Source organism: Nonomuraea sp. NPDC059007 (assembly GCF_042740555.1).
In the GTDB taxonomy this organism is placed as follows: Bacteria; Actinomycetota; Actinomycetes; order Streptosporangiales; family Streptosporangiaceae; genus Nonomuraea.
On the sequence record NZ_JBHYJD010000031.1, the window covers coordinates 17,196 to 41,451 of the forward strand.

Annotated in this window: 22 protein-coding genes; 10 read left to right on the plus strand and 12 right to left on the minus strand. The window is 71.5% G+C overall.

Annotated elements, in window-relative coordinates; genetic code table 11:
• Positions 1-4: 4 nt before the first annotated feature.
• Complete coding sequence (locus ACFWY5_RS38160) at positions 5-949, minus strand: ABC transporter permease (RefSeq protein ID WP_379637667.1); 945 nt, start codon at positions 947-949, stop codon at positions 5-7.
• A 1-nt stretch (position 950) separates the two neighbouring features.
• Complete coding sequence (locus ACFWY5_RS38165; RefSeq protein WP_379614767.1) at positions 951-2,528, minus strand: ABC transporter substrate-binding protein; 1,578 nt, start codon at positions 2,526-2,528, stop codon at positions 951-953.
• A 137-nt stretch (positions 2,529-2,665) separates the two neighbouring features.
• Here ACFWY5_RS38165 and ACFWY5_RS38170 point away from each other — a divergent pair, with 137 nt between their 5' ends.
• The 4 genes from ACFWY5_RS38170 to ACFWY5_RS38185 are packed head-to-tail and all read left to right on the plus strand — an operon-like array spanning position 2,666 to position 6,237.
• Positions 2,666-4,300: an FAD-dependent oxidoreductase gene (locus tag ACFWY5_RS38170; RefSeq protein WP_379637668.1), complete on the plus strand. Its 1,635-nt coding sequence runs from the start codon at positions 2,666-2,668 to the stop codon at positions 4,298-4,300.
• Between the two features lie 5 nt (positions 4,301-4,305).
• The gene (locus tag ACFWY5_RS38175) at positions 4,306-4,929 is read left to right on the plus strand and encodes a LysE family translocator (protein WP_379614771.1); all 624 of its coding nucleotides are present in this window, start codon (positions 4,306-4,308) and stop codon (positions 4,927-4,929) included.
• Positions 4,930-4,955: 26 nt separating this feature from the next.
• Positions 4,956-5,132, plus strand: coding sequence for a hypothetical protein (locus ACFWY5_RS38180; RefSeq protein ID WP_379614773.1), 177 nt, complete (start codon positions 4,956-4,958; stop codon positions 5,130-5,132).
• Between the two features lie 25 nt (positions 5,133-5,157).
• On the plus strand, positions 5,158-6,237 hold the full coding sequence (locus tag ACFWY5_RS38185; RefSeq protein WP_379637669.1) for a sensor histidine kinase: 1,080 nt from the start codon (positions 5,158-5,160) through the stop codon (positions 6,235-6,237).
• On the opposite strand, the gene ACFWY5_RS38190 is transcribed toward ACFWY5_RS38185, so the two are convergent.
• A complete protein-coding gene (locus ACFWY5_RS38190) occupies positions 6,206-6,775 on the minus strand; it encodes a TetR/AcrR family transcriptional regulator (protein WP_379614777.1) in 570 nt (189 codons plus the stop codon). The two genes, ACFWY5_RS38185 and ACFWY5_RS38190, sit on opposite strands and share 32 nt — an antisense overlap.
• A gap of 54 nt (positions 6,776-6,829) precedes the next feature.
• Here ACFWY5_RS38190 and ACFWY5_RS38195 point away from each other — a divergent pair, with 54 nt between their 5' ends.
• Entirely contained in the window at positions 6,830-7,552 is a 723-nt protein-coding gene (locus ACFWY5_RS38195; protein WP_379637670.1) for an SDR family NAD(P)-dependent oxidoreductase, read from the plus strand.
• A gap of 43 nt (positions 7,553-7,595) precedes the next feature.
• On the opposite strand, the gene ACFWY5_RS38200 is transcribed toward ACFWY5_RS38195, so the two are convergent.
• The 7 genes from ACFWY5_RS38200 to ACFWY5_RS38230 form a co-directional block, all read right to left on the minus strand.
• Entirely contained in the window at positions 7,596-8,543 is a 948-nt protein-coding gene (locus ACFWY5_RS38200; protein WP_379614781.1) for a quinone oxidoreductase family protein, read from the minus strand.
• A 67-nt stretch (positions 8,544-8,610) separates the two neighbouring features.
• Complete coding sequence (locus ACFWY5_RS38205) at positions 8,611-10,242, minus strand: serine/threonine-protein kinase (RefSeq protein ID WP_379614783.1); 1,632 nt, start codon at positions 10,240-10,242, stop codon at positions 8,611-8,613.
• A 6-nt stretch (positions 10,243-10,248) separates the two neighbouring features.
• Positions 10,249-10,845 carry an HAD family hydrolase gene (locus tag ACFWY5_RS38210; protein ID WP_379614785.1) on the minus strand — a complete coding sequence of 199 codons (597 nt, stop codon included), beginning with the start codon at positions 10,843-10,845 and terminating at the stop codon, positions 10,249-10,251.
• Positions 10,835-11,911: an ABC transporter ATP-binding protein gene (locus ACFWY5_RS38215; protein WP_379637671.1), complete on the minus strand. Its 1,077-nt coding sequence runs from the start codon at positions 11,909-11,911 to the stop codon at positions 10,835-10,837. The genes ACFWY5_RS38210 and ACFWY5_RS38215 overlap by 11 nt, the downstream gene beginning before the upstream one ends.
• Positions 11,912-11,975: 64 nt before the next feature.
• Entirely contained in the window at positions 11,976-12,815 is an 840-nt protein-coding gene (locus ACFWY5_RS38220; RefSeq protein WP_379637672.1) for an ABC transporter permease, read from the minus strand.
• A complete protein-coding gene (locus ACFWY5_RS38225) occupies positions 12,803-13,624 on the minus strand; it encodes an ABC transporter permease (RefSeq protein WP_379614792.1) in 822 nt (273 codons plus the stop codon). The genes ACFWY5_RS38220 and ACFWY5_RS38225 overlap by 13 nt, the downstream gene beginning before the upstream one ends.
• A complete protein-coding gene (locus ACFWY5_RS38230) occupies positions 13,621-14,772 on the minus strand; it encodes an ABC transporter substrate-binding protein (RefSeq protein WP_379614795.1) in 1,152 nt (383 codons plus the stop codon). The genes ACFWY5_RS38225 and ACFWY5_RS38230 overlap by 4 nt, the downstream gene beginning before the upstream one ends.
• Before the next feature lie 110 nt (positions 14,773-14,882).
• On the opposite strand from ACFWY5_RS38230, the gene ACFWY5_RS38235 reads away from it, so the two are divergent.
• The 3 genes from ACFWY5_RS38235 (at position 14,883) to ACFWY5_RS38245 (ending at position 19,827) form a co-directional block, all read left to right on the plus strand.
• The gene (locus ACFWY5_RS38235) at positions 14,883-15,629 is read left to right on the plus strand and encodes a GntR family transcriptional regulator (RefSeq protein ID WP_379614797.1); all 747 of its coding nucleotides are present in this window, start codon (positions 14,883-14,885) and stop codon (positions 15,627-15,629) included.
• Positions 15,630-15,712: 83 nt separating this feature from the next.
• Positions 15,713-15,979: a DUF6504 family protein gene (locus ACFWY5_RS38240; protein WP_379614799.1), complete on the plus strand. Its 267-nt coding sequence runs from the start codon at positions 15,713-15,715 to the stop codon at positions 15,977-15,979.
• Complete coding sequence (locus tag ACFWY5_RS38245; RefSeq protein ID WP_379637673.1) at positions 15,979-19,827, plus strand: DNA polymerase III subunit alpha; 3,849 nt, start codon at positions 15,979-15,981, stop codon at positions 19,825-19,827. The genes ACFWY5_RS38240 and ACFWY5_RS38245 overlap by 1 nt, the downstream gene beginning before the upstream one ends.
• Positions 19,828-19,851: 24 nt before the next feature.
• Here the strand turns inward: ACFWY5_RS38245 and ACFWY5_RS38250 are convergent, their stop codons facing one another.
• Positions 19,852-20,529, minus strand: coding sequence for a DUF4328 domain-containing protein (locus ACFWY5_RS38250; protein ID WP_379637674.1), 678 nt, complete (start codon positions 20,527-20,529; stop codon positions 19,852-19,854).
• Positions 20,530-20,596: 67 nt separating this feature from the next.
• Entirely contained in the window at positions 20,597-21,244 is a 648-nt protein-coding gene (locus ACFWY5_RS38255) for a response regulator (protein WP_379614805.1), read from the minus strand.
• A gap of 91 nt (positions 21,245-21,335) precedes the next feature.
• Here ACFWY5_RS38255 and ACFWY5_RS38260 point away from each other — a divergent pair, with 91 nt between their 5' ends.
• Positions 21,336-22,016: an ABC transporter ATP-binding protein gene (locus tag ACFWY5_RS38260; protein ID WP_379614807.1), complete on the plus strand. Its 681-nt coding sequence runs from the start codon at positions 21,336-21,338 to the stop codon at positions 22,014-22,016.
• Positions 22,013-24,061, plus strand: a complete 2,049-nt coding sequence (locus tag ACFWY5_RS38265; RefSeq protein ID WP_379637675.1) for an ABC transporter permease — start codon at positions 22,013-22,015, stop codon at positions 24,059-24,061. The genes ACFWY5_RS38260 and ACFWY5_RS38265 overlap by 4 nt, the downstream gene beginning before the upstream one ends.
• Positions 24,062-24,256 lie beyond the last annotated feature (195 nt).

Here is a 24,256-nt window from a genome sequence, read left to right on the forward strand (position 1 = left end):
GCCCTCATGCGACCCTGATCCGCGGGTCGATGACCGAGTAGAGCAGATCGACCAGGAGGTTGATGACGATGTACGCGGTGGCGGTGACCAGCACCACGCCCTGGATGATCGGGTAGTCGCGCTGGAAGACCGCGTCGACCGTCAGCTTGCCGAATCCCGGGATCGCGAAGATCCGCTCGGTCACCACCGCGCCCGAGATCAGCACGCCCAGTTGCAGCCCGGCGATCGTGACCACCACGATCAGGCTGTTGCGCAGCGCGTGCACGCCGATCACCTGGCGTTCGGCCAGCCCCTTGGCCCGCGCCGTCCGCACGTAGTCGGCCGACAGCGCCTCCAGCATCGACGCCCTGGTCTGCCGCATGATCACCGCGGCCAGGCCGGTGCCCAGCACGACCGCGGGCATGACCATGCGGTGCAGGTTGCCCAGCGGGTCGGTGAAGAACGGGACATAACCGGAGGCCGGGAACAGGCCGAGCGCCACCGACAACCACAGGATGCCCATCAGGCCCAGCCAGAAGTTCGGGATCGACAGGCCGAGCAGGGCGAAGCCGTTGGCGACCCACTCGGCGGGGCGGCCGCGCCGTACCGCGGCGACGACGCCGGCGAGCACGCCGATGAGGACCGCGATCGCGAGCGAGAGCAGGGCCAGCTCCACCGTGACCGGCAGCGCCTGGGCCAGCATGTCGCGCACCGGCAGGCCGGTGCGCAGGCTCGTGCCCAGGTCGCCGGTGAGGCTGGTGGTGACGTAGCGGGTGTACTGGACGAGAAGCGGCTGGTCCAGCCCGTACTGCTCGCGGATGGCGGCGAGCAGTTCGGGCGTGGCGTCCTCACCGGCCAGCGCGCGCGCCGGATCGCCCGGCAGCGCCCGCACGCCCGCGAAGACCACCACGGTCGCCAGCAGAAACGTCACCGCCGACTCGGCCAGCCGCCGGAGCAGGTAGCGCCGCATGTCACGACACGAAACCGGCGAAGGCCACGCGGACCAGGCCGTCCGCGAACCCCTGCACGCCCGTGAGCCGGGCGCTGACGCCGGTGATGTTGCGCTGCCGGTAGAGGTAGATGAGCGGGTTGTCGCGCTGGAGGAGTTCGATCACCTGCGCGTAGGTCTGCGCGCGCTCGGCGGGCTGGAGCTGTTCGCGCGCCTTGTCCAGAAGCGCGTCGACCTGCTCGTCGCTGTAGCCGGCGACGTTCTGCGCCGCCTGGGTGCGCACGAACGGCGTGATGTTGGCGTCCGCGTCCACCCGCCCCGACCAGCCGATCTGCAGCGTCTCGTAGTCACCGGCGTCCTGCAGGTCGAGCAGCGAGGCGAACTCCGCCGCCTGGATCTCCATCTCGAACCCGCCGTCCTTCACCATGGCCTGGAGCGTCTGGGCCAGGCGCAGGTTCAGCGGCGTGTTCGTGACGGACATCTTGATCTTGTACGGCACCGCCGCCCCCGCCTCGGCCAGCAACTGCCGGGCCTTGGCCGGATCGTGCGGCCGGCACCGCTGGGCCCGCTCGCTCGTATAGGGCGAGTTGGGCGAGACGGGCGAGCAGGCCGTCCGGTAGAGCCCGCGGAAGACGGTCTTGACCAGGGCGTCGCGGTCGATCGCGTGCTCCAGCGCGATCCTGACGCGCGGGTCCTTGGCGATCGGGGTGCCGAGCGTCTTGGGCGGTTTGCCCAGCCCGTCGGTGTTGCCGACGTTGACGGTGAGCGACTGGTAGCCGAGCGAGTCGGACTGCAGCACCCGCAGGTTCGTGTCGGCGCTGAGCTGGGGCACGTCCTCCGGCGAGATCGTGTCGGCCACCTGGGCGTCGCCCGAGCGCAGGTTGGCCGCCCTGATGCTGCCGTCGGTGATGATCCGGTAGACGAGCTTGTCCAGCTTCACCTTGGCCGCGTCGTAGTAGTTGGGGTCCTTGACCAGCTCGATGCTGCTCTGCGGGACCCGCGAGGCGAACTTGAACGGCCCGACGCAGACCGGGGCGGCGGCGAAGTTCCCCTGGAGCGCCTTGGGCGACATCACCATGCCCGCCCGGTCGGCCAGGGCGGCGGTGAGCGGGGCGGTGGGGCGTTCGAGCGTGATGGTGACGGTCCGCGGATCGGTGGCGCGCACGGCCGTGATCGGCCCGAGCTCGCTGCGGCGCGAGGAGGTCTCCAGCGTGAGGTGCCGGTCGAGGCTGCGCTTGACCGCCTCGGCGTCGAACGGCGTGCCGTCGGCGAACTTCACCCCGGCGCGCAGGGGAATCGTGTAGGTCCTGCCGTCGGGGCTGATGCTCGGCAGGGCGGCGGCCAGTTGGGGGACGACCTGGACCTTCTCGTCGACGTCGTAGAGCTTCTCGCACATGGCGTGGAAGATCTGGCGACTGACCAGCGAACGGCTGAGCGTGGGATCCAGGTGGTCGGGGTCGGCGTTGAGCGCGAAGGTGAGCGTGCCGCCCGCGCGCACGGGGCCGGTGGAATGGGCGGGGCTCTGGGGCTGGGCGGGCTGGATCGAGGAACAGGCGGCGACGGTCAGCATGGCCGCCACCATGGGGATCACGGGTCTCATGGGGGCCTCCCGTGACCACGAGCTGATCACTCTGACTGTCGCCTGTCAAGAAGTTCAGCGCCGGACTAATCACGTCATCGGACGCGTTATCGTGACTGAGACATTTATGTCTCGCCATGAGACAAGGGAGGTTGGTCGTGCGCTGGGATCACAGCTTCGACGTCGTCGTGGTCGGATCGGGCGCCGCGGGGCTCACCGCGGCGCTGACCGCGCGGTTGCGCGGGCTCACCGCGGTGGTCATCGAGAAGACGGACAAGTACGGCGGGTCGAGCGCGCTGTCCGGCGGCGCCATCTGGGTGCCCGGCAACCTCTACCTCGACGGCACCGGCCTGAAGGACGGCAAGGAGGAGGCCGGGGCCTACCTCAAGGCGACGGTCGGCGACCGGGTGCCGGAGGATCGCCGGGCGGCGTACCTGGACAAGGGGCCGGAGATGGTGCGCTTCTTGCACGAGCGGACCCGCCACGTCCGCTTCGAGTACGCCCGCGGCTACCCCGACTACTTCCCCGAGCTCCCCGGCGGCAAGGCGATGGGCCGCTCGGTGGAGCCGCCCGTGTTCGACCTGCGCCGGCTCGGCGCGCTACGCCGGATCATGCGCCGTTCCGAGCTGGCGACGTACGGGATGGTCATGAAGTCCTCGGAGTTCCACGAGGTCAACATGATGACGCGCACCACGCGCGGCAAGCTGATGGCGGCCAAGATCGGGCTGCGCGCGGTCAAGGGGCTACTCACCGGCGCCCGCTACGCCGCGCTGGGCGAGGCGCTGGTCGGCCGGCTGAGCCTGTCGCTGGCCGAGGCGGGCGGTAAGATCTGGGTGAACACGCCGTTCGAGGAGTTCGTCGTCTCCGGCGACCGGGTCACCGGCGTACGCGCGGGCGGCAGGACGATCGAGGCGCGGGGCGGGGTGGTCCTGGCGGCGGGCGGGTTCTCGCACAGCCAGGAAATGCGGGAGAAGTACCTGCCGCTGCCCACCGACGCCCGCTGGAGCTCGGCGGCCCCGGCCCAGACCGGCGACACGATCGCCGCCGCCCTCGCGCTCGGCGCCGAACTCGACCTCATGGAGCGGGTCTGGGGCATGCCGGCCGCGGTGCCGCCGGGCGAGCCGCCGACGTTCCTCGTCACCGACCGCGGCGTGCCCGGGATGATCGTCGTGGACGGGCGGGGCGAGCGCTTCGTCAACGAGGCGGCGCCGTACCACCTGTTCGTCGACACCATGTACGCGCGCGACGCCGTACGTTCCTGGATGGTCATCGACCAGCGCACCAAGAACCGGCACATCATGCTCGGCCACTTCCCCGGTCAGCCGTTCAAGGCCGCGTGGCTCAAGAACGGCTTCGTCAAGAAGGCCGCGACCGTCGAGGAACTGGGCGCCCGCATGGGACTCGACCCGCGCAAGCTGCGCGCCACCGTGGACCGCTTCAACGGCTTCGCCCGCGCCGGCTCCGACGCCGACTTCCACCGCGGCGACAGCGCCTACGACCACTACTACGGCGACCCGACCCTGCCCAACCCGAACCTGCTGCCCATCGAGAAGGGCCCCTTCTACGCGATCCCCCTGGTACCCGGCGACATCGGCACGAAGGGCGGCGTGGTCACCGACGTGGACGCCCGCGTGCTGCGCGGGGACGGCTCGCCGATCGCCGGCCTGTACGCGGCGGGCAACGTCGCGGCCGCCGTCATGGGCGAGACCTACCCGGGGCCGGGCGCCACGCTGGGCCCGGCGATGACGTTCGGCTACGCCGCCGCCCTGCACATCGCCGCCTCGCTACGCTGACCTCCATGGACATAGCAGCATCAATCGCCTCGTTCGCCGCGGTCGTCGCCCTGCTGACGCTGACCCCCGGCCTGGACACGGCCTTGATCCTGCGCACGTCGCTGCTGTCGGGCCGGCGTCCGGCGTGGGGCGTCGTCCTCGGCATCCAGGCCGGCACCCTGGTCTGGGGCCTGGCGACCGCCGCCGGGCTGTCCGCCCTGCTGGCGGCCTCGCACCTGGCCTACGAGATCCTGCGCTGGGCCGGGGTCGCCTACCTCGTGTACATGGGCGCCCGCATGCTCTGGGACGCCCGCCACCCCGCCCGGCCGGAGGCCGCCCCGGTCACCGACCAGACGTTCGCGCGCGCGTTCCGGCGCGGCCTGCTGACCAACCTGCTCAACCCCAAGGTCGGCGCGTTCTACGTGGCGATGTTGCCCCAGTTCATCCCTGACGACGTGCCGCCCGCGCTGATGGGGCTGGCGCTGGCCGGCGTACACGTGGGCGAGGGGCTGGTGTGGAGCGCCCTGCTGGTCGCCTTCGCCACGTTCATGGGCGGCGTCCTGCGCACGCCCAGGGTCCGCCGCCTGCTCGACCGCCTCACGGGCGTGGTGATCATCGGCTTCGGGGTACGGCTGGCCGTACAGGATTGACGGGGAGTGCTGCGATACTCCCGTCTATGATCGATAGTCTGCTCGGCCGGGCCACGTCGATCCTTGAACGGCGCTCTCCGCGCAGTGCCTTCTTGACGGTGCTCCTGTTCGCCCCGCCGGCCGCGTCAGCGCCCCAACCCGCCGATGACCCGGCGGTCAGGATCGTGACCGGAGCGGCCGGGCCGGTCGGCCGTGCGGGCTGAGCTGCGGGACCGGGTCCGGAGGCTGGTGGCGTGGCTGGAGGGGCACCCGCTGGCCGCCGACGCGTCGCTGGCCGGGATCGCGTGTGCGTATCTGCTGATCGAGGTTCCCTACACCGAGGCTACGCTGGCCGAGATCGGGAGCGTTCCGCTGACGTTCTGGGGGGATCTGGCGGCCTTCGCCCTGCTGGCCCTGCGGCGGCGGTGGCCGCTCGGGGTGCTGGCGGCGGTCTGGGTGTTGTGGCTGGCGGTGGGGCGCTGGGACGTCTGGGCCGAGGTCAACGCCTCGTGGGCCGAGCTGGGGGCGTCCACCGCTCTGCAGGTCGCCTTTTACACGGTGGGCAGGTGGCGGGCTTCGCCGTACCACGGACTGCTGCTTTTGGGGGTGCTGGTGCCGGCGGGGGTGATGTCGGCGCTGGTGTGCGCGCTGCCGTGGGGCGCGGGGGTGGCGCGGCGGCGGTGGGTCGTCGCGGCGGCCGGCGCCGAGGAGGGGCGCGCGCGGGCCATGGTGGCGGAGGAGCGGGTGCGGATCGCCTGCGAACTGCACGACATCGTGGCGCACAACGTCAGCGCGATGGTGATCCAGTCGCACGTCGCGGTGTCGGCGCTGGCGGCGGAGGACCACGGGCCGGCGCGGACCTCGCTGGAGTCGATCAGGGAGTCGGGGCAGGCGGCGCTGACGGAGCTGCGGCTGCTGCTGGGCGGGCTGCGCGAGGAGCCGGGGGAGCGGCAGCCCGGCATCGAGGCGATCGACGCGCTGGTGGAGCGGCATCCGCTGGAGGTGCGGTTACGGGTCGAGGGGCGGGTCAGGGCGGTGCCCGCGGGGCTGGGGCTGGCCGCCTACCGGATCGTTCAGGAGGCGCTGACCAACGCGCTGAAGCACGCGGGCAAGGACGCCGAGGCGGACGTGGTGCTGCGCTACGGCGAGCAGGCGCTGGACATCACGGTCATCGACGACGGCGCCGGCCGGCCGCCCGCGCCGCCGCGCAGGTCCGGGCACGGCCTGGTCAACATCGCCGAGCGGGCCGCGCTGTTCGGCGGCGTCTCGCGGGCCGCGCCGTCGCCGCAGGGCGGGTTCAGGGTGGAGGCGTCGCTTCCGTGGGTGTGAGCCGGGCGCCCTGGAGGTAGAGCCTGACGATGGTGTCCGTGGCGTCCTCCACGCCCAGCTCCGACAGCGGCGCGAGCGTCAGCGCGCCCAGGATGAGCGCGCCGTGGGCGGCGGCCAGGAGTTCGGCGGGGACGTCGGCGCGCAGCACGCCCTCGCGCTGACCCCGCTCGGCCAGGATGCGCAGCCGCTCGCCGACCTCTTCCTCCTCCGGCCACAGCTGCGGCCGGTGGGTGCTGACCACCCAGAACTCGCGCCCGGCCGTCAGCAGGGCCCTGGTCAGGCGGGTCAGGGCGGTCTCGGTCGCGACGCCGTCGATGCCGGCCGCGTCGATCACCCGGATGGACTCCTCCGCGGCGAAGCGGCCGAGCTCGACCAGCAGGTCGTCGCGGGTGGCGAAGTGGCGGTAGAGGGTGGCGCGGCCGACGCCGGCCGCGGCGGCGATGTCGGCCATGCCGGCTCGCTCGTGGGTGCGCAGCGCCGTGGCGGCGGCGCGGAGGATCGCGTCCCGGGTTCTCGCCATGGAGTCGGAGGTGCTCATCAGGACATATCCTAGACGAGACATAGTTGTCTCGTAGTGAGACGTGGAGGATTCATGGAGCGTTTCGCGGGCAAGAAGGTCCTGCTGACCGGCGCGGCCACCGGGATCGGGCGGGCGACGGCCCTGCGGCTGGCGGAGGAAGGGGCGCGGGTCTTCGCCGTCGACCTCAACCCGGAGATTCCCCGCCATCCGGCCATCACCCCGCATGTCGCCGACGTGGCCGACGAGGGGCAGGTCAAGGAAGCCGTGGCCCTGGCGGCCAAGGAGTTCGGCGGGATCGACACGTTGATCAACGTCGCCGGCATCCACAAGACGACGCCGCTGGCCACGCTCTCGCTCGCCGACTTCCGCAGGCTCCTTGAGGTCAACCTGCTCGGCACGTTCCTGTTCTGCCGGGAGGCCATGCCGTACCTGGTGGAGGTCAAGGGCGTCGTGGTCAACACGGCCTCCACCTCGGCCACGCACGCGCACCCCTACATGACCGGGTACGCGGCCTCCAAGGGCGGCGTCCTGGCGTTCTCGCTGAGCCTGGCGGCGGAGGTGGCGCCGCAGGGCGTGCGGGTCGTGGCGGTCTCGCCGGGCGGCGTGGTGACGCCGCTGATGAGCTCGGTGAGCTTCCCCGACGACGTGGACGCCTCCTTCTACGGGCGGATCATGCCGCAGGTCGGCTTCGGCGAGCCGGAGGCGATCGCGGGCACCATCGCCTACGCCGCCTCGGCCGACGGCGCCTACCTCACCGGCGTGGAGCTGCGCGTCGACGGCGGCTCCCACGTGTGAGCCCGAGCCCCGAGGACGGTGAGCCGTCCTCGGGGCTGAGGTCTCAGGGGATCAGAAGCAGCTTTCCCGTCGTACGGCGCGCCGCCAGGTCCTCATGCGCCCGCGCCGCCTCGGCCAGCGGGTACCGGTGGGAGACGTCGATGCGCAACTGCCCGGCGGCGATCCACCCGAAGACCTCGCGGGCCCGCCACAGCAGTTCCTCCCGCTCGGCGACGTGGTGCACGAGCGTGGGCCGGGTCAGGAACAACGAGCCCGACCGGTTGAGCATCTGCGGGTCCATGGGCGGCACGGGGCCGCTGGCCGCGCCGTACAGGGCCATGAGGCCGCGCGGGCGCAGGGCGGCCAGGCCGCCGTCGAAGGTGGTGGCGCCGACGCCGTCGTAGACCACGTCGATGCTGTTCTCGAGCGCCTGCGCGAAGTCGTCGTAGGAGTGGACCTCGTCGGCGCCGGCGGCGCGGGCCAGCTTGGCCTTCTCGTCGGTGGAGACGGTGGTGTGGACGGTGGCGCCGTAGAGCTTGGCGAGCTGGATGAGCAGCTGGCCCATGCCGCCGGCGCCGGCGTGGATGAGGATCCGGTCGCCCTCCTTGACCTCGTGCGTGGAGCGTGTGAGGAAGTGGGCGGTCATGCCCTGCAGGAGGGCGGCGGCGGCCAGGTCGGCGGTGACGCCGTCGGGCACGGGCACGAGGCGGTCGGCGGGTACGACGGCCTTCTCGGCGTAGCTGCCCAGGACGTTCGCCCAGCCGACGGTGTCGCCGACGGCGAAGCCGGTGACGCCGGGGCCGACGGCCGAGACGGTGCCGGCGCCCTCACCGCCGATGGGGCTCGGGAGCTGCAGCGGGTAGACGCCGGAGCGCTGGTAGATGTCGATGAAGTTGACGCCGCTCGCGGCGACGTCGACGACCACCTCTCCGGGTCCCGCGACAGGATCGGGGTGCTCGGCGTATTCGAGGACCTCTGGGCCGCCCTGGGCGGCGATGACGACTGCGCGCATAGTCCTGTCTAACCCAGGCGCGCGTGTATTGCTTCCAGCCGCGCGGACATGCCGGGCGCCGGGTGAGTCAGGGCTGCTCCGAGCGCTGGCCGCGCAGTTCGAAGTCGTCGAAGACGGTCTTCATGATCGACTTCTCGTCTTTAGGCACCCGGGCGAACAACCCGACATGGCCGGTCTTGATGCCGTTGGGGTCCTCGGCCCGCAGTATCTGCTTGCCGTCCACCCACATGGTCAGCTTCACCGTTGAGCCCGACTGCTCGCAGAAGGCCTCGAGCCGGACCTTGGCCTGCGGTTTGATCTCGAGCTCCGCCTGCTGCGCGAGCGTGCCGCCGGCGCCGTCGATGATCTTCCTGATCCGGGCGTTGCCCGTGGTGTCGAGGCCGAACTCGTAGAAGGTGCCGTCCGCGGTGTTGTGGCAGTAGACGCCGTACTCGCCGTCGCCGGAGACCTTCCTGGCCTGCGCCGTCACGCTGATCAGCACGGAGTCGGGCATGAGCGGGGTCGGGGTGGCGCTGGGGGAGGGCGTGGGGGAGGCGTTGGCGAAGGGCGCCGGAGCCTTGGCCCAGCGCTGCTCGTAGCTCGGCTCGACGTCGAGGCCGTAGGTGCCGTCGGTCTTGTAGCCGAAGCTGGCCTCGTCGTCGGCGTCGTAGGTGCCGTCCCAGCCGCCGGAGGAGGTCGTGAAGTCCTCCTGGTAGAGGCGGCCCAGGTGGGTCGGCGGCGAGCCCTGCGACAGCATCAGCGCCGCCACGGCGCCGCCCGCGACCAGCACCGCCCCGGCCGTGAGGCCCGCGATCAGCTTGACGCGCCGTGCGCCGCCGCCCGGCGGAGCGGGCTGCGCCGTGGTGATCGGGGTGGTCGCCCGCTGCCAGGCCACCTGCACGGTGTGCGCGGCCTGCTCGGGCGCGGCCTGCCTGCCCACCAGATGGTCGAGCAGTTGCTGCGCGGTCGGGCGCAGCGCCGGGTCCTTCTGCAGCGCCGCCACGACCAGCGGGCGCAGCCCCGGCTCCACACCGCCGAGGTCGGGCTCGGTGCTGAGCACCGAATAGATCATCGAGGGCAGCGAGTCGCCGCCGAACGGCGCCCGCCCGCTGGCCGCGAAGGCGATCAGGCAGCCCCAGGAGAACACGTCACAGGCGGGCGAGACCGGCTCGCCCCGCAGCACCTCGGGCGCCATGTAGCGGGGCGTGCCGATGATCTCGCCGGTGCCGGTCACGCCGCCCAGTTCGTCAAGCGCCCGCGCGATGCCGAAGTCGATCACCCGCGGGCCGACCGGCGACAGCAGCACGTTCGACGGTTTGAGGTCGCGGTGCACGACCCCGGCGCCGTGGATGGCGGTGAGCGCGGTGGCCACGCTGACCGCCAGCGCGTCGAGGCTGGAGCCGGTCAGCGGTCCCGACTGCTTGACCGCCTCCTCCAGGTTCGGCCCCGGCACGTACTCGGTGACGACGTAGAGCTGGTTGCCGTCGAGCGCGGCGTCCAGCACCGCCGCCGTGCAGAACCGCCGCACCCGCTGCGCCGCGTCCGCCTCCCGGCGAAAGCGCATGCGAAACTGCTCGTGCTGGCTGAACTCGGGGTTGATCACCTTGACCGCGACCCGCACGCCTGCGGGGTCCTCGGCCAGGTGAACCGTGCCCATCCCGCCGCGGCCCAGCACACTGATCAGTTTGTAGCGCCCGATGTGGGAGGTTTCACCGCTCACGGCGGGTTAGCTTACCGACATGGCATGCAGTTCGGGCAGGCCGTGCGCAGGATCGACCACCACGACCCGGCATCCGGCCGACGTGGCCGCGGCGATGCCGGCCGGACTGTCCTCCACGGCGACGCACTCCTGCGGCCGCAGCCCCAGCAGCCGCGCCGCCTTCAGATAGGGATCCGGGTACGGCTTGCCCCGCGAACTGTCCTCCGCCGTGATCACCAGATCGAAGCGGTGCCCGTCGAGGTTGGGCAGCACCCGCTCGACGATGCTCCGCGGCGAGGCGGTCACCAGCGCCGTGGGCACCCCGGCGGCCGTCAGCTCGCGCAGCAGGTCAAGGGCGCCGGGGATGAGGTCGATGCCACCGGCGATGCGCTCGGCGAAGGCGTCGGTGAGGCGGACCGCCACCGCCCCCGCGTCGGCGGGCGCCAGGTGGGCGGCGGTGTCCTCGACCGAGCGGCCGAGGACGTGGGGGACGTCATCGGGGCCGAGTCCGCCGTGGCCGAGCGACTCGGCGACGGCGGCGGTGGCCTGCCACCACAGGCCCTCGGTGTCGACCAGGGTGCCGTCCATGTCGAACAGGACGGCGGCGGGGAGATCAGACGGCATCTGCTGTTTCCGTGACGGGGGCGGGGACCGTGACCGTGCGGGCGGCCACCAGGACCGGTCGTTCGACCAGACGTACGGTCACCTTAGTGCCGGCCGCGAGCCGTACCGCCTCGTGACCTGGTACGTCGGCGAGCACCTCGCCCCCTTCCAGGGCCACCCTGAGCCGGACCGAGGCGCCGCGGAAGGAGGCGGCCAGGATCTCGGCCCTGCCGTCCGCCGCGGGGGTGACCTGGACGGCCTCCGGGCGGATGAGCACGTCCACGGACGGGTCATCGGGCACCTGGCCGTCCACGGGCAGGAGCTGGCCGAGCACCGTCACCTGGTCACCGGACACCCGCCCGGCCAGGTGGTTCATGGTGCCGACGAACTCGGCCACGAACGGGGTGGCGGGCCGGTCGTAGACCTCGGCGGGCGCGCCGCACTGCTCCAGGCGGCCGTCCCGCAGCACCGCGACCCGGTCGGCGATCGACAGCGCCTCCTCCTGGTCGTGGGTGACGAAGATGGTGGTGATGCCGAGATCGAGCTGCAGGCGGCGGATCTCCTCGCGCAGGTTGACGCGGACCTTGGCGTCGAGCGCCGACAGCGGCTCGTCGAGCAGCAGCACGCGCGGCTCCAGGGCCAGGGCGCGGGCGAGCGCCACCCGCTGCTGCTGGCCGCCGGAGAGCTGGTGCGGGTAGCGGCCGGCGTGGGAGGGCAGGCCGACCAGCTCCAGCAGTTCCAGCGCCTTGGTCCGGCGCTGCGCGGCCGGGGCCTTGCGCACCCGCAGGCCGAAGGAGACGTTGTCGGCGGCGTTGAGGTTCGGGAAGAGCGAGTAGGACTGGAAGACCATGCCCGCGTCCCGCTTGTTGGCGGGGACGGCGGTGATGTCCTTGCCGTCCACGAGCACGGCTCCGGAGTCGGGACGCTCGAACCCGGCCACGCAGCGCAGCGCCGTCGTCTTGCCGCAGCCCGACGGGCCGAGCAGGGCGACGAGCTCACCCGGCTCGATGGTCAGGTCAAGGCCGTCGAGCGCGACCGTCTTGCCGAACACCCTGCGAAGAGCCCGAAACTCCACCTGGGCTGTCACGAGCCCTCCTTCGTCGGTCTCGCGACAAGGTCGCTGTGTTTGACGATGCCCTCACTCCGTTCGGTCATTGCTTCTTCTCCTTGCCGAAGACGCTGGAGACCACCAGCAGCAGCAGCCAGATGAGCAGCAGGCTGAGGATCGAGACCGCGACCGACAGCTGGCCCCTGGAGCCGGAGATCGTCACGATCCAGACCGCGAACGGCTGGTAGCCGAGCAGCCTGGCCACGGTGAACTCGCCCAGCACCAGGGCCAGCGTCAGGAACGAGGCGCTGGCGATGGCCGAGCGCAGGTTGGGGATGATCACCCGGAACATCACGTACGGCCACGAGGCGCCGAGGTTGCGCGCCGCCTCGACCAGTGTGCGCACGTCCATGGTGCGCAGGCCGGCGTCGAGTGAGCGGTAGACGAACGGCAGCACCAGCACCACGTACGCGAGCACGAGCACCATGGGGAAGCCCGGGTTCTGGATCGCGATGAGCGTGGCCCAGAACGGGGTGGGGGCGAGCACCTCGCCGCCCACCGCCAGCGACTTGCCGATCCCGACGACGAACGTGATCGGGGGCACGACGAGGGGCAGCGTGCACAGCACTTCCATCACGGGGCGCAGGCGCGGGGCGGCCAGCCGTACGGCCAGCATCGCCGGCAGCGTGAGCAGCAGGACCAGCACGATCGTCGCGACGGCCAGGCTCAGCGACAGCAGCAGCGACTGGGCGAAGCCCTCGGCGGTCAGCAGTTCGGCGTAGGGCGCGAGGGAGAAGCCGGTGTTCGCGTTGTAGACCGTGTACCAGAGCGAGGCGCCGAGCGGCACCAGGAAGTACAGGGCGGCCGGCAGGAACACGGCCCACCGCCAGCGGCCTCCCCGCTGCACGGCGCGGACCTTCTCCAGGCCCGTCACTGCAGCCATCGGGTGCTCCTCTTCTGCAGCGGCAGGTAGACCGCCATCACGAGCCCGGCCACCACGATCATGTCGAGGCTGAGCGCGAGCGCCACGTTCTCCTGGCCGATCAGCACGTCGCTGGTCAGCGCGTTGGCGATTTTGAGGGTGACCAGCGGGACGACGGTTCCCGCGCCCATGGCCGCGGCCGTGGCGTAGGCGGAGAACGCCATGCCGAACAGCAGCACGACACCGCCGAGCAGGGCCGGGGTGAGCACGGGCAGGGCGACGTAGCGCCAGTAGTGCCAGGAGGTGGCGCCGTTGTTGGCGGCCGCCTCCCGCCACTGGGGCTTCAGCCCGTCCAGCGCGGGCGCCATCACGAGCACCATCATCGGCACCGAGAAGTACAGGTAGACGATGACCAGCCCCCAGAACGTGAACAGCACGCCGGAGGGCAGCCCGAACAGGCCGCTGACGATCCCCGAGTTGCCGAGCGTGGCCACCCAGAAGAACGCCAGCGGCACCCCGCCGAAGTTGGCCAGCACGCCGGAGGCCGTCAGCACGGCCGAGCGCAGCGCGCCCGACCCGGAGGTGACGACGGCGTAGGCCAGGAACGTGCCCAGCACGGCCCCGGCCACCGCCACGACCGCCGACACCTGGACGCTGCCGGCGATCGCGGTCAGGTTGCCGCCCTGCAGGCTCAGCCGCATGTTGTCGAGCGTGGGCTCACCCCGCGAGGTGAACGCCCCGGCCAGCAGGGCGACGGCCGGGACGCCGAAGACGAGCGCGTAGACGGCGAACAGCGGCAGCGCGCCCAGCCAGCCCCGGGACTTCCTCATCCGGAGATCGCGGCGTCCCAGCCTTCGGCGAGCTTCGCCTTGGCCGCGTCCACCTGCTCGGGGGTGGGGAACGTGGGCGTGCCGTCGACCTGCGGCAGCTTCTCGGCGGCGGCCTTGTCGACGCTTCCGTCGGTGGTCATGACGGGCAGCAGGACCGGGCGGGCGAAGCCCTTGAGGTAGAGGTTCTGGCCTTCGGCGCTGTAGAGGTACTCCTGCCACAGGCGCGCGGCGGCCGGGTGCGGGGCGTCCTTGTTGATGGCCTGGGCGTACATCTGGAAGTACTTGCCGTCGCTCGGCACGTTGACCTTCCAGTCGAGGCCCTTGGCGGCCAGCTGCGGCGCGTAGGCGGCGTTGTTGTAGTCCCAGTCGATGCTGATCTGGGTCTCGCCCTTCTCGATGGTCGCCGGCGTGGTCTCGACCGGGTTGTAGTTGCCGGCGGCCTTGAGCTGCTTGAAGAACTCGATGCCGGGCTGGATGTCGTCGAAGGAGCCGCCGTTGGAGATGGCCGCGGCGTAGACGCCGGCGAAGGCGGAACCGGACTTGGTCGGGTTGCCGTTCATCGCGACCTTGCCCTTGTACTCGGGCTTGAGCAGGTCCTTGAAGCTCGTGGGGCAGTTCGGGATCTTCTTGGCGTCGCAGCCGATGGAGACGTAGCCGCCGTAGTCGTTGGTCCAGAGGCCGGTGGCCTCCTTCTGGCCTTCGGGGATCTTGTCGAAGGACTGCACCTTGTAGGGCGCGAACAGCCCCTCCTTGGCGCCGCTGATGGCGAAGGACTGGCCGAGGTCGAGCACGTCGGGGGCGCGGTCCTGGCCCTTGCGGGTCTTGACGGCGTTGATCTCGTCGGCGCTGGCCGCGTCCGGGTCCTCACTCTCGATCTTGATGCCGTACTTGGCCTCGAAAGTCTTGATGATCTCGCCGTAGTTGGCCCAGTCCGGGGGAAGCGCGATCACGTGGAGGTTGCCCTCCTTCTTGGCCGCCTCCACAAGCTTGTCGAAACCACCGAAGTCGGCGGCGGAGGTGGCCGTCTTGGCGTCCACCCCGCCCTTCGACGGTTCGGCGGTCTGTGTGCCGGGTGCCGCGCCGCAGGCGGCGGTGGCTACGGTTAGGGCTGCTATGACGCCTGCCACGCTGGCGCGAGGAGTGAACACGTCGCCTCCACTCTGGGGGTGTAGAACGAACTTAGGGGAACTTGTACAAACAAGGCCAGCCCTAGTAAGTCGGATAAAGATTGCTCTTTCGTGAACGGGAAGGGTCGAGAATGGTCGCGCGCTATGAACGAATCGCCGCTGAGCTGCGCGATGACATTCTTCGGGGTGTGCACTCCGTGGGGTCCACGTTGCCGACCGATGCCGAGCTGGCTGCGCGCTACTCCGCAGCCCGTGGCACGGTACGGCAGGCGCTGGCCGTACTGGTGGCGGAAGGGCTGGTCGGCAGCCGTCAGGGGGCCCGCCGCATTGTCCTCGGCAACTCGCGTAGTCAGAGTTTCGCGGAATTGCACAGCTTTGCCCAGTGGGCCAAATCCAACGGCTACAGCTTCGGCGGGCAGGTGCTCCAGCAGCGCCGCCGGGCCGCGGGTCCCGCGGAGGCGGCCAGGCTGGGCTCCGAGGAGGTCCTGGAGGTCCTGCGCCTGCGTACGCTCGAGACCGAGCCCGTCCTCGTCGAGCGCACCGTCTACGCGGGCTGGATCGCCGCCGCCGTCGAGGCCATCCCGCGCGACTGCGGCTCGATCACGCAGGCGCTCTACGACTCCACCGGGCTGGTCTTCGCCTATGGCGAGCACCTCATCGACGCCGTGGCCGCGGGCGCGCAGGACGCCCGCCTCCTGGGTGTACGGCGCGGCAGCCCCCTCCTGCGCCAGCGCCGGATCACCACCACGCAGGAGGGCCGGCCGGTGGAGAGCTCGGACGACCGCTACCGGGCCGGCAGCGTGACGTTCAGCATCCGCAACTCGATCGGCGCGAACCCCCTCATACGGCAGGCGGGCGACTTGCACTTCGGGGTGTGAGAACGTATGTTCGAGTATTAGCAGCGCCCGTCTTCCCCCGGGTGGCTCACCGAAGGACCAGAGCCGCGGGGAGAAGAAGCGTCTTGAGCAGACTCTATGGCGATCCGATCGAGGTGTGGACCCGCGACGGGCAACCCACCCAATTCGTCTGGCGTGACCGCCTCTACCTCGTCCGGCGCGTCCTCGACCACTGGGTCGTGGCCCGGGAGTGGTGGAAGACCAGCGAGGGGGATCCGGGCGAACGGCAGTTCTGGCGGGTCGAGGCCAGCCCCGGCCGCGAGACCGGCTCCTACGAGCTCCGTTTCGACACCGCCAGCGGTGGCTGGCTGCTGCTGCGGGCGTGGGATTGATGGCGCGCCCGTTCCCGCACCTCAGCGTCAGCTCCGCCTACTCGATGCGTTACGGCACCGCCTTCCCGCGGCAGCTTGCCGCCCGCGCGGCCGAACACGGGATGGACGTCCTCGCCCTGACCGACCGCGACGGTCTCTACGGCGCGGTCAAGCACGCCCAGGCCTGCGCCGACGCCGGGCTGCGCGCGGTGTTCGGGGTGAACCTGGCGCTGCGGCCCGACATCTACGCGGGCGCGCCGGGTCCCGACCTGTCCTTCTGGGACGCGCCCCCGGGCTCCGCAGGCGCTGATCTCTCCGGTTCCGCCGGCGGCGGCTCTTCACGAGGCGGCTCCCGAGGCGGCTCCAGGGGTGGCGGCTTCCCCGGTGGTGGCCTTTCCGGTGGCGGCCTTTCAGGTGGCGGCCTTTCGGGTGGCGGCCTTTCGGGTGGTGGCTTTTCGGGTGGGCGGCCGAAGACCGGGCCGATGGCGGAGGACCGCGTCACCGTGCTGGCCCGCAAGGGCGGCTGGCCGAGGCTGGCCAGGCTGGTCACCGCCGCCCACCACATGGGCGAGCGCGGCGACCCGTGGATCACCCGCGAACTGCTGGCGGAACTCGGCGCCGACGACCGGCTCGTCGTGCTGCTCGGCCCGCGTTCCGACGTGGGCAGGGCGGTCGCCGAGCGCCGTGACGAGCACGCCAGGGTGCTGCTCAACCTGTGGCGCTCCATGGTCTCCGGGATCGCGATCGAGCTGGTCGACCAGTACGGCTACCGCGACTCCGGCACCGCCGTGCGCATGCTGGCCCTGGCCGAGTCGCTCGGCGTACCCGCGGTGCTGACCAACGCGGTGCGCTACCTCGACCCCGCCGACCACCAGGTCGGCGACGTGCTCGACGCGGCCAGGCAGCTCGTCCCGCTGCACCCCCGGCACCTGGACCGGCCCACCTCGCACGCCTATCTCAAGAGCACCAAGGAGATGTGGCAGGTGGCGCTGAAGGTCACCGGCGCCGACCGCGAGCGGGCCGGGCGGCTGCTGCTGACCACGCGCCAGCTCGCCGAGGCCTGCGCGGTGGACCCGGTCTCGATGCTGGCGCTGCGGAGCGAGCCGCCGAACCTGCACCTGCCGGAGATCGGCGGCGACCCGGTGCCGCTGCTGCGCCACCGGGTGGAGGACGGCCTGCACGCGCGCGGGCTGGAGGGCTCGCGCGACGCCAGGGAGCGGCTGGACGAGGAACTGGCGATCATCGAAAGCAAACGCCTGTCCGGATATTTCGTGGCAGTGGTCGGCATCACCGACATGATCCGAAAAATGGACATCAGGTGTGCCATCCGGGGCTCGGGAGCGGGCAGCCTGGTCAACTACCTCATCGGCATCGGCGAGGTGAACCCGCTCGAACACGGCCTGCTCATGGAACGCTTCCTGTCCCACGGCCGCATCGGGCTGCCCGACATCGACATCGACGTCGAGTCCGCCCGCCGCCTCGACTGCTACAAGGCCATCTTCGATGAGTACGGCGAGGCCCGCGTCGCCTGCGTGTCGATGATGGAGACCTACCGGGCCCGCAGCGCCATCCGCGACGTGGCCGCGGCCATGGGCCTGCCGCCCCACGAGATCGACGCCATCGCCAAGGCCTTCCCGCACATCCGCGCCCGCCAGATCACCGCCTCACTCAGCGACCTGCCGGAACTGCGCGACAGCCGCCTCGGCGAGGCCGGGCTCGACCGGGTCTTCCGGCTGGCCGAGAAGCTCGACGGCCTGCCCAGGCACATCGCGCTGCACCCCTGCGGCGTGCTGATCGGCAACGCCGGGCTCAAGGACGTGACGCCGGTCGAGCGCAGCTTCCTGGACTTCCCCATGTCGCAGTTCGACAAGGACGACGTCGAGGAGGCGGGGCTGCTCAAGCTCGACGTCCTCGGCGTACGCATGCAGTCGGCCATGGCCTACACGCTCGGCGAGATCAAGCGGGTGGACGACGCCGACGTCGACCTGGACGCCGTGCCCCACGACGACGCGGCCACCTACGACATGATCTGCGCGAGCCGTACCCTGGGGTGCTTCCAGATCGAGTCGCCGGGGCAGCGCGAGCTCGTGGCCAAGCTCGAACCGCGCACGATGCACGACCTGATCGTGGACATCTCGCTGTTCCGGCCGGGGCCGGTCAACTCCGACATGGTCACGCCGTACCTGGAGGCCAGGCACGGGTGGCGGCAGCCGTACTATCCGCACGAGAAACTGCGGGAGGCGCTCAAGGAGACGCACGGCGTGGTCGTCTTCCACGAACAGGTACTCAAGATCATCTCGGTGATGACGGGGAAGGACCTGCACTTCGCCGAGAGCATGCGGCGCACGCTCGCCACCGAGGCGGGACGGCTGAAGGTGCGCGGCCACTTCGTCCCGCTGGCCAAGTCGCGGGGCTTCTCCGACGAGGAGGTGGAGAAGGCGTGGAAGGTGCTCGACGCGTTCGGCGCCTTCGGCTTCTGCAAGGCGCACGCCGCCGCCTTCGCGCTGCCCACCTACCAGTCGGCCTGGCTCAAGCGGCACCACGCGGCCGCCTTCTTCGCCGGAGTGCTCACCCACGAGCCCGGCATGTACCCGCAGCGGGTCATCATCGACGAGGCCCGCCAGTGCGGGGTGGCCATCCTGCCGCTCGACATCAACAAGTCCGGCAAGGACTGGCAGGTCGAACGCCTGAAGGTCCGGGTCAAACCGGCCGACCTGGGCGACTACCGGCGGCGTGAGTTCAAAATCTCCGAGATCGGCAAGGGGTACGCGCTGCGCGTGCCGTTCTCCGCCGTCAAGGGGGTGAGCGAGGCCGAGGTGGAGCGGATGGTGGCGGGCCAGCCGTACACCTCGATGGCCGATTTCTGGGACCGGGCGCGGCCCGCGCGGCCGACCATGGAGCGGATCGTGCAGGTGGGCGGCCTCGACGCCCTGCACGACCTGCACCCCGGCGGCGAGCGCTGGCGCGCGGGCGAGCTGACCAGGCGCGATCTGATCGCCCAGACCGGCGTGCTGGAGCGCGCCTCGTCGTCCGGCGCGACCACCGCGCCGCGCCGGCGGCGCGGCTACACCCCCAGAACAGCCCCCCGGCAGAACGGCGCCGCGACCCCACCGGGTTCACCGGGCGGCCATCGTCTGCCGGGGGGCCTGCCTTCCGGCATACCTGATTCCGCGCCTCCGGACCAGCCGGAAGCCGGAAGCGCCGTGCAGTTGCCGCTGGGGTTCACCGAGCACATCGCGCCCGGCGAACTGCCCGAGATGACCGAGAGCGAGATGGTCGAGGCCGAGCTGGAGATCCTCGGCATCGACGTGAGCAGGCACGTGATCCGCTTCCACGACGAACTGCTCGACCTGATCGGCGTGGTGCGCTCCCAGGACCTGCTCGACCAGCGCAACGGTGCCGAGGTGCTGGTGGCGGGGGTCAAGGTGGCCACCCAGACGCCGGCCGTACGCTCCGGCCAGCGGGTCATCTTCGCCACGCTCGACGACTCGACCGGGCCGGTGGACCTGACGTTCTTCGAGTCGGTGCAGGGGCGGTGCGCGGCGACGGTGTTCGGGTCCTGGCTGATGGTGGCCCGCGGCGTGATCAGGCGCACCGGGCCGCGGGCGATCTCGATGCGGGCCGTGGACTGCTGGGACCTCGTCGACCTGGACCGCCTGTGGCGCGCCCAGGGCGTCGACGCGGTCAGGGCGCTGCTGGCCCAGACGCCGGAGGAACGCGAGAACGTGGGCGGCCGGCGGATCGAGTACGCCAACGGCTTCCTCCTGTCGCCCTACTCCGACCTGGGCCCGGCCATCACCGCCAACCCGCCTCGCAAGCTCTGGCACGCCAGCCAGGGCAGCTCGGGCCCGACCCAGATCGCCGTCTGACCCGCTTTCAGGAGGCCACGTCTTTCAGGAGGCCACGTCGGAGGCGGCGTGGCGGGCGGGGCGGGGACGTGCCAGCGGCAGGCGGCGTACCTGCGGGCTGTCGTGCAGGGAACGCTGGATGGCGGTGACGTCGCGCACGGTCCACGCGCACAGCACCGCGGCCAGCAGCGTCACGGCGAGCTCCGTCAGCCCCAGCCCGGTCAGCTCGCCCACGCTGGTGTCCAGCAGGCGGGCGGCCACCAGGAACACCGCGGCCAGGCACGACACCCACCAGGCCGTCAGCAGCCCCAGCCAGCGCCCGCGCCGGTCGAAGGGCGGGCGGGCGCCCCGCCACACCTCGTCGGCCAGGACGAACGGGGCGACCAGGTTGACGCCGGGCACCAGCCACGCGGCCAGCACGGGAGCCGCCGGGGCGGTGGGGACGTTGACCTGCCTGGCGCGGATCAGCCAGGTCAGGTAGGCGATGGCGGCGGCGACGGTGGTGCCGACCAGCAACATCATCAGGACGGCGAAGACGGTGACCGCGCCGACCACGGCCTGCGAGCCCCGGGCCTCGCCGCCGAGCGCGGCGATCTGCCCGGCGAGGCTGCGGCCGCGGACCTGCTCGAAGACGACCAGGGCCCCGAGGGAAAGGACCTGGATGACGAGCGTCAGGTAGACGGCGGAGGCAGCCCCTGTGGGTGGTGTCTGGACAGCCCGCACGTAGTTCTCCCCCCGGGCCATGCGCTGGGTTCTCCCCTAACTTGTATCCCGCGGGCCCCGGAATTAATCAGCTCACCACACCGGATTCCCACGCCCATGCGGCGATCTCCACCCGGTTCCGGGCACCGAGTTTCGACTGGATGCTCCCGAGATGTGTCTTTACCGTGGACAGCGAGACGAACAGCTCACCGGCCACCTCCTGGTTCGTCCTGCCCCTGGCCACCAGGCGTACCACGTCGAGTTCGCGCTCGGTCAGCGCCTCGTCGGGCTGCGCGGCGCTCCGCTTGGGCTGGGCCAGGTGCTGCAGCAGCCGGACCGTCACCGAAGGCGACACCAGGGCGTCGCCCGTCGCCGCCGCCCTGATGGCCTCGATGAGCAGCGTCGGGCCGCTGTCCTTCAGCAGGAAACCGGTCGCGCCCGCGCGCAGCGCGCCGTAGACGTACTCGTCCAGGTCGAACGTGGTGACGATCACCACGCGCATCGGGTTCTCCACCCCGGGGCCCGCCAGCGCCCTGGTCACCTCCAGCCCGTCCAGCTTCGGCATGCGGATGTCGAGCAGGCACACGTCGGGACGCAGCCGCCTGGCCTCGGCGACCGCGTCGGCCCCGTCGGCCACCGCCGCCACCACGTCCATGTCCGGCTGGGCGTCGAGGATCATCTTGAAGCCCGTGCGCACGAGTTCCTGGTCATCGGCGATGAGTACGCGAATAGTCACGGCCCCAACTCTAGAATCAGCCGTTCGGCCGAGGGGCAACCGGACGCTCGGCCGATCCGCCGCCCCCCGGTTGATCGAGAAGCTTTTCCCCATGAACGAGGTGCTTGCAGGAAGGGCGCTGGCCAAACGATTCGGCCAGACGGTCGCGCTGGGCGGCGTGGACATAGCGGTACGGGCCGGCGAGGCTGTGGCGATCATGGGGCCGAGCGGCTCCGGCAAGTCGACCCTGCTCCACTGCCTGGCCGGGATCATGAAACCGGACTCCGGCGAGGTGCACCTGCTCGGCCAGCGCATCGACGCCATGGGCGAACGACAGCGGAGCGCGCTGCGCCGTACCCGCTTCGGGTTCGTCTTCCAGTTCGGGCAGCTTCTGCCCGAACTGCCGGCCGAGGAGAACGTCGCGCTCCCGCTCATGCTGGGCGGCGTCACCCGCCTCCAGGCCGTACGGCAGGCCCGCGAATGGTTCGCCCCCCTCGGCCTGCAGGGCATGGAGACCCGGCGGCCCGGCGAACTGTCCGGTGGCCAGGCGCAGCGCGTCGCGATCGCCCGCGCGCTGGTCACCAAGCCGGCCGTCGTCTTCGCCGACGAGCCCACCGGCGCGCTCGACCAGAACACCGGCCACGACACCATGCGCCTGCTCGTCCAGGCCACCAAGCACAACGACGCCTCGCTCATCGTCGTCACCCACGACCCCAACGTGGCCGCCGCCTGCGACCGCACGGTCGAGGTCCGCGACGGCCACATCCTGGCACTCCGGGGAGCGCACGGATGAAGACCACACTCGCGCTCAGCTGGCGGCTGCTGCGTGGCGGGGGCCGGCGCGGCATGCTCGGCACCTGGCTGACCTTCGGCGCCGTGGCCATCTCCACCGCGCTGCTGCTGTTCGCGGTCTCCGCCAACTTCGCCTTCGACGCCCGCGCCGACCGCGGCGCCTGGCGCAACCCCGTCGCCGCCCAGGCCGGGGCGGTGGCGATCGAGGCCCAGCGCCACGACTTCGTCCGCGACCGGCAGATCACCGTCGTCGACCTGGCCGCGCTGCCTCCCGAGAAGGCGGCAGCCGGAGTGGCGCCCGCCGGGACGGTGCCGGCTGGGGTGGCACCCGCTGGGGCGGTGCCCGCTGGGGTGGCGTCCGCTGGGGTGGCGTCCGCTGGGGTGGTGCCTGCACCGCCTGGTTTGCCGCGTTTTCCCGCGCCCGGGGAGGCGTGGCTGTCGCCCGCGCTGGCCGCTCTGGTCAAGGAACTGCCCGCCGACCAGTTGGCCGGCCGCTATCCCAAGGTCGCCGGTCAGATCGGCGACGAAGGGCTCGTCCATCCCGGTGAGCTGGTCGCCGTCATCGGGCACCGTCCCGACGCCGCCGCCATGACCGCGCCGCGCAGCGACGACTGGATCGTGGGCTCGCCACCCACCAAGATCGCTTCTTTCGCGGGGGCGGCGTCGGAGGAGGCCGAGGCGTACCAGGTCCTGGCGCTGATCGCGACCGTGCTCATGATCGTGCCGCTGCTCGTGTTCGGGGGCGCGGCGGCCCGTCTCACGGTCGCCCGCCGGGACCAGCGCCTCGCCTCGCTCCGGCTCATCGGCGCCACCCCCGGGCAGGTCGCCGCCATGACCGTGGCCGAGGCGATCATCGTCGCCTTCGCCGGCGCACTGACGGGCGCCATCCTGTACGGCGTGGCCGTACCCCTGCTGTCGCGCATTCAGATCGGCGGCGGCGTCTGGTACCTGTCCGACCTGTGGCCCAGCCCTCTCGTCCTGGCCGCGACCCTCGTGGCGGTGCCGCTGCTCGTCGGCCTGTCGGCGGTGGTGGGACTGCGCCGGGTCGTGGTCAGCCCGCTGGGGGTGGCCAAGCGGGAGACCCCGCCGGGGCTGCGGTTCTTCCGTGTGCTGGCGTTGGTCGCGGTGCTGGCGGTCGTTCCCCTGCTGAGCAGGAGCACGAGCGTGAGCGTGATCGCGGTGGTGATCGGGCTGGCGTTCCTGTGCATCAACCTGGTCGGGCCATGGGTGGTGGCCCTGATCGGCCGGATCACGGCCGGCTCGGCCCGCCGTCCCGCACGACTGCTGGCCGGGCGGCGGCTCGTGGACGACCCGCGCTCGGCCTGGCGCACGGTCAGCGGGGTGGCGCTGACCGGGTTCGTGGCAGGCTTCCTGGGGTTGCTGAGCCCGTCGGCCTTCTCGTCGGATCCGGGGCCCGCGCAGTTGCGTGTCGCGGTGTTGTCGGGTTCGCCGCAGGACGCGGTGACACAGGCGAAGGAACGGCTGTCGAAAGCGGGGGTGACCGCAACGGTGAAGGCCGAGAAGAAGGTCGTCGTAGCCGCCCTGGGCTCCACCGCGGACGCCGCGGTAGTGGACCGGGCCAGGACGGCCCTCGACGGCCTGACCCCCGGCAGGACACCGACCACCGAGGCCGACGACCAGCGGTTCGGCATGCAGATGCTCGCCGACGTGGGAGCCGGGACGGTGGTGGTGCTGTCGGTGTCGTTCCTGGTGGCGATCGCCAGCTCGGGCATCACGGCCGCGTCGTCGGTGCTGGACCGCCGGCAGACGTACGCGTTGCTGCGCCTGGCGGGCACCCCGCTGTCGGTCCTGGACAAGGCAAGGCGGGCGGAGACGTTGATCCCGCTGACGGTGATGGGTGGTGGCGCGATCGCGGTGGGCGCGTTCTGCGCGATGCCGTTCATGCTGGGCTCGGTAAGCGTGAACGGCCTGATCACGCTGGCGGTCTGTGTGGGGCTGGGCTTCGGCGGAGTGATCGGGGCAGGAGCGCTGAGCAGGCCACTGCTACGCGCGGTCACCGCCGACCCGGCCCCCCGCCCCGACTAACTCGGGCCTCCGCTCTTCTCAGAAGGCGCTTCGCGCAAGGGGAGGCTCCGGGCTGTGACACGTGGGGGGCTCAGCGCCCCCCACACCCCCACAAGGGCAAGGTCCTCGCTCCGCTCGGGCGCTCTCCTGAGGGGCAAGCCCGGGTGAGGCGGTTGGGTGTCTGAAGGACGGAGGGCCGCGGCTCCGCGTGACGAT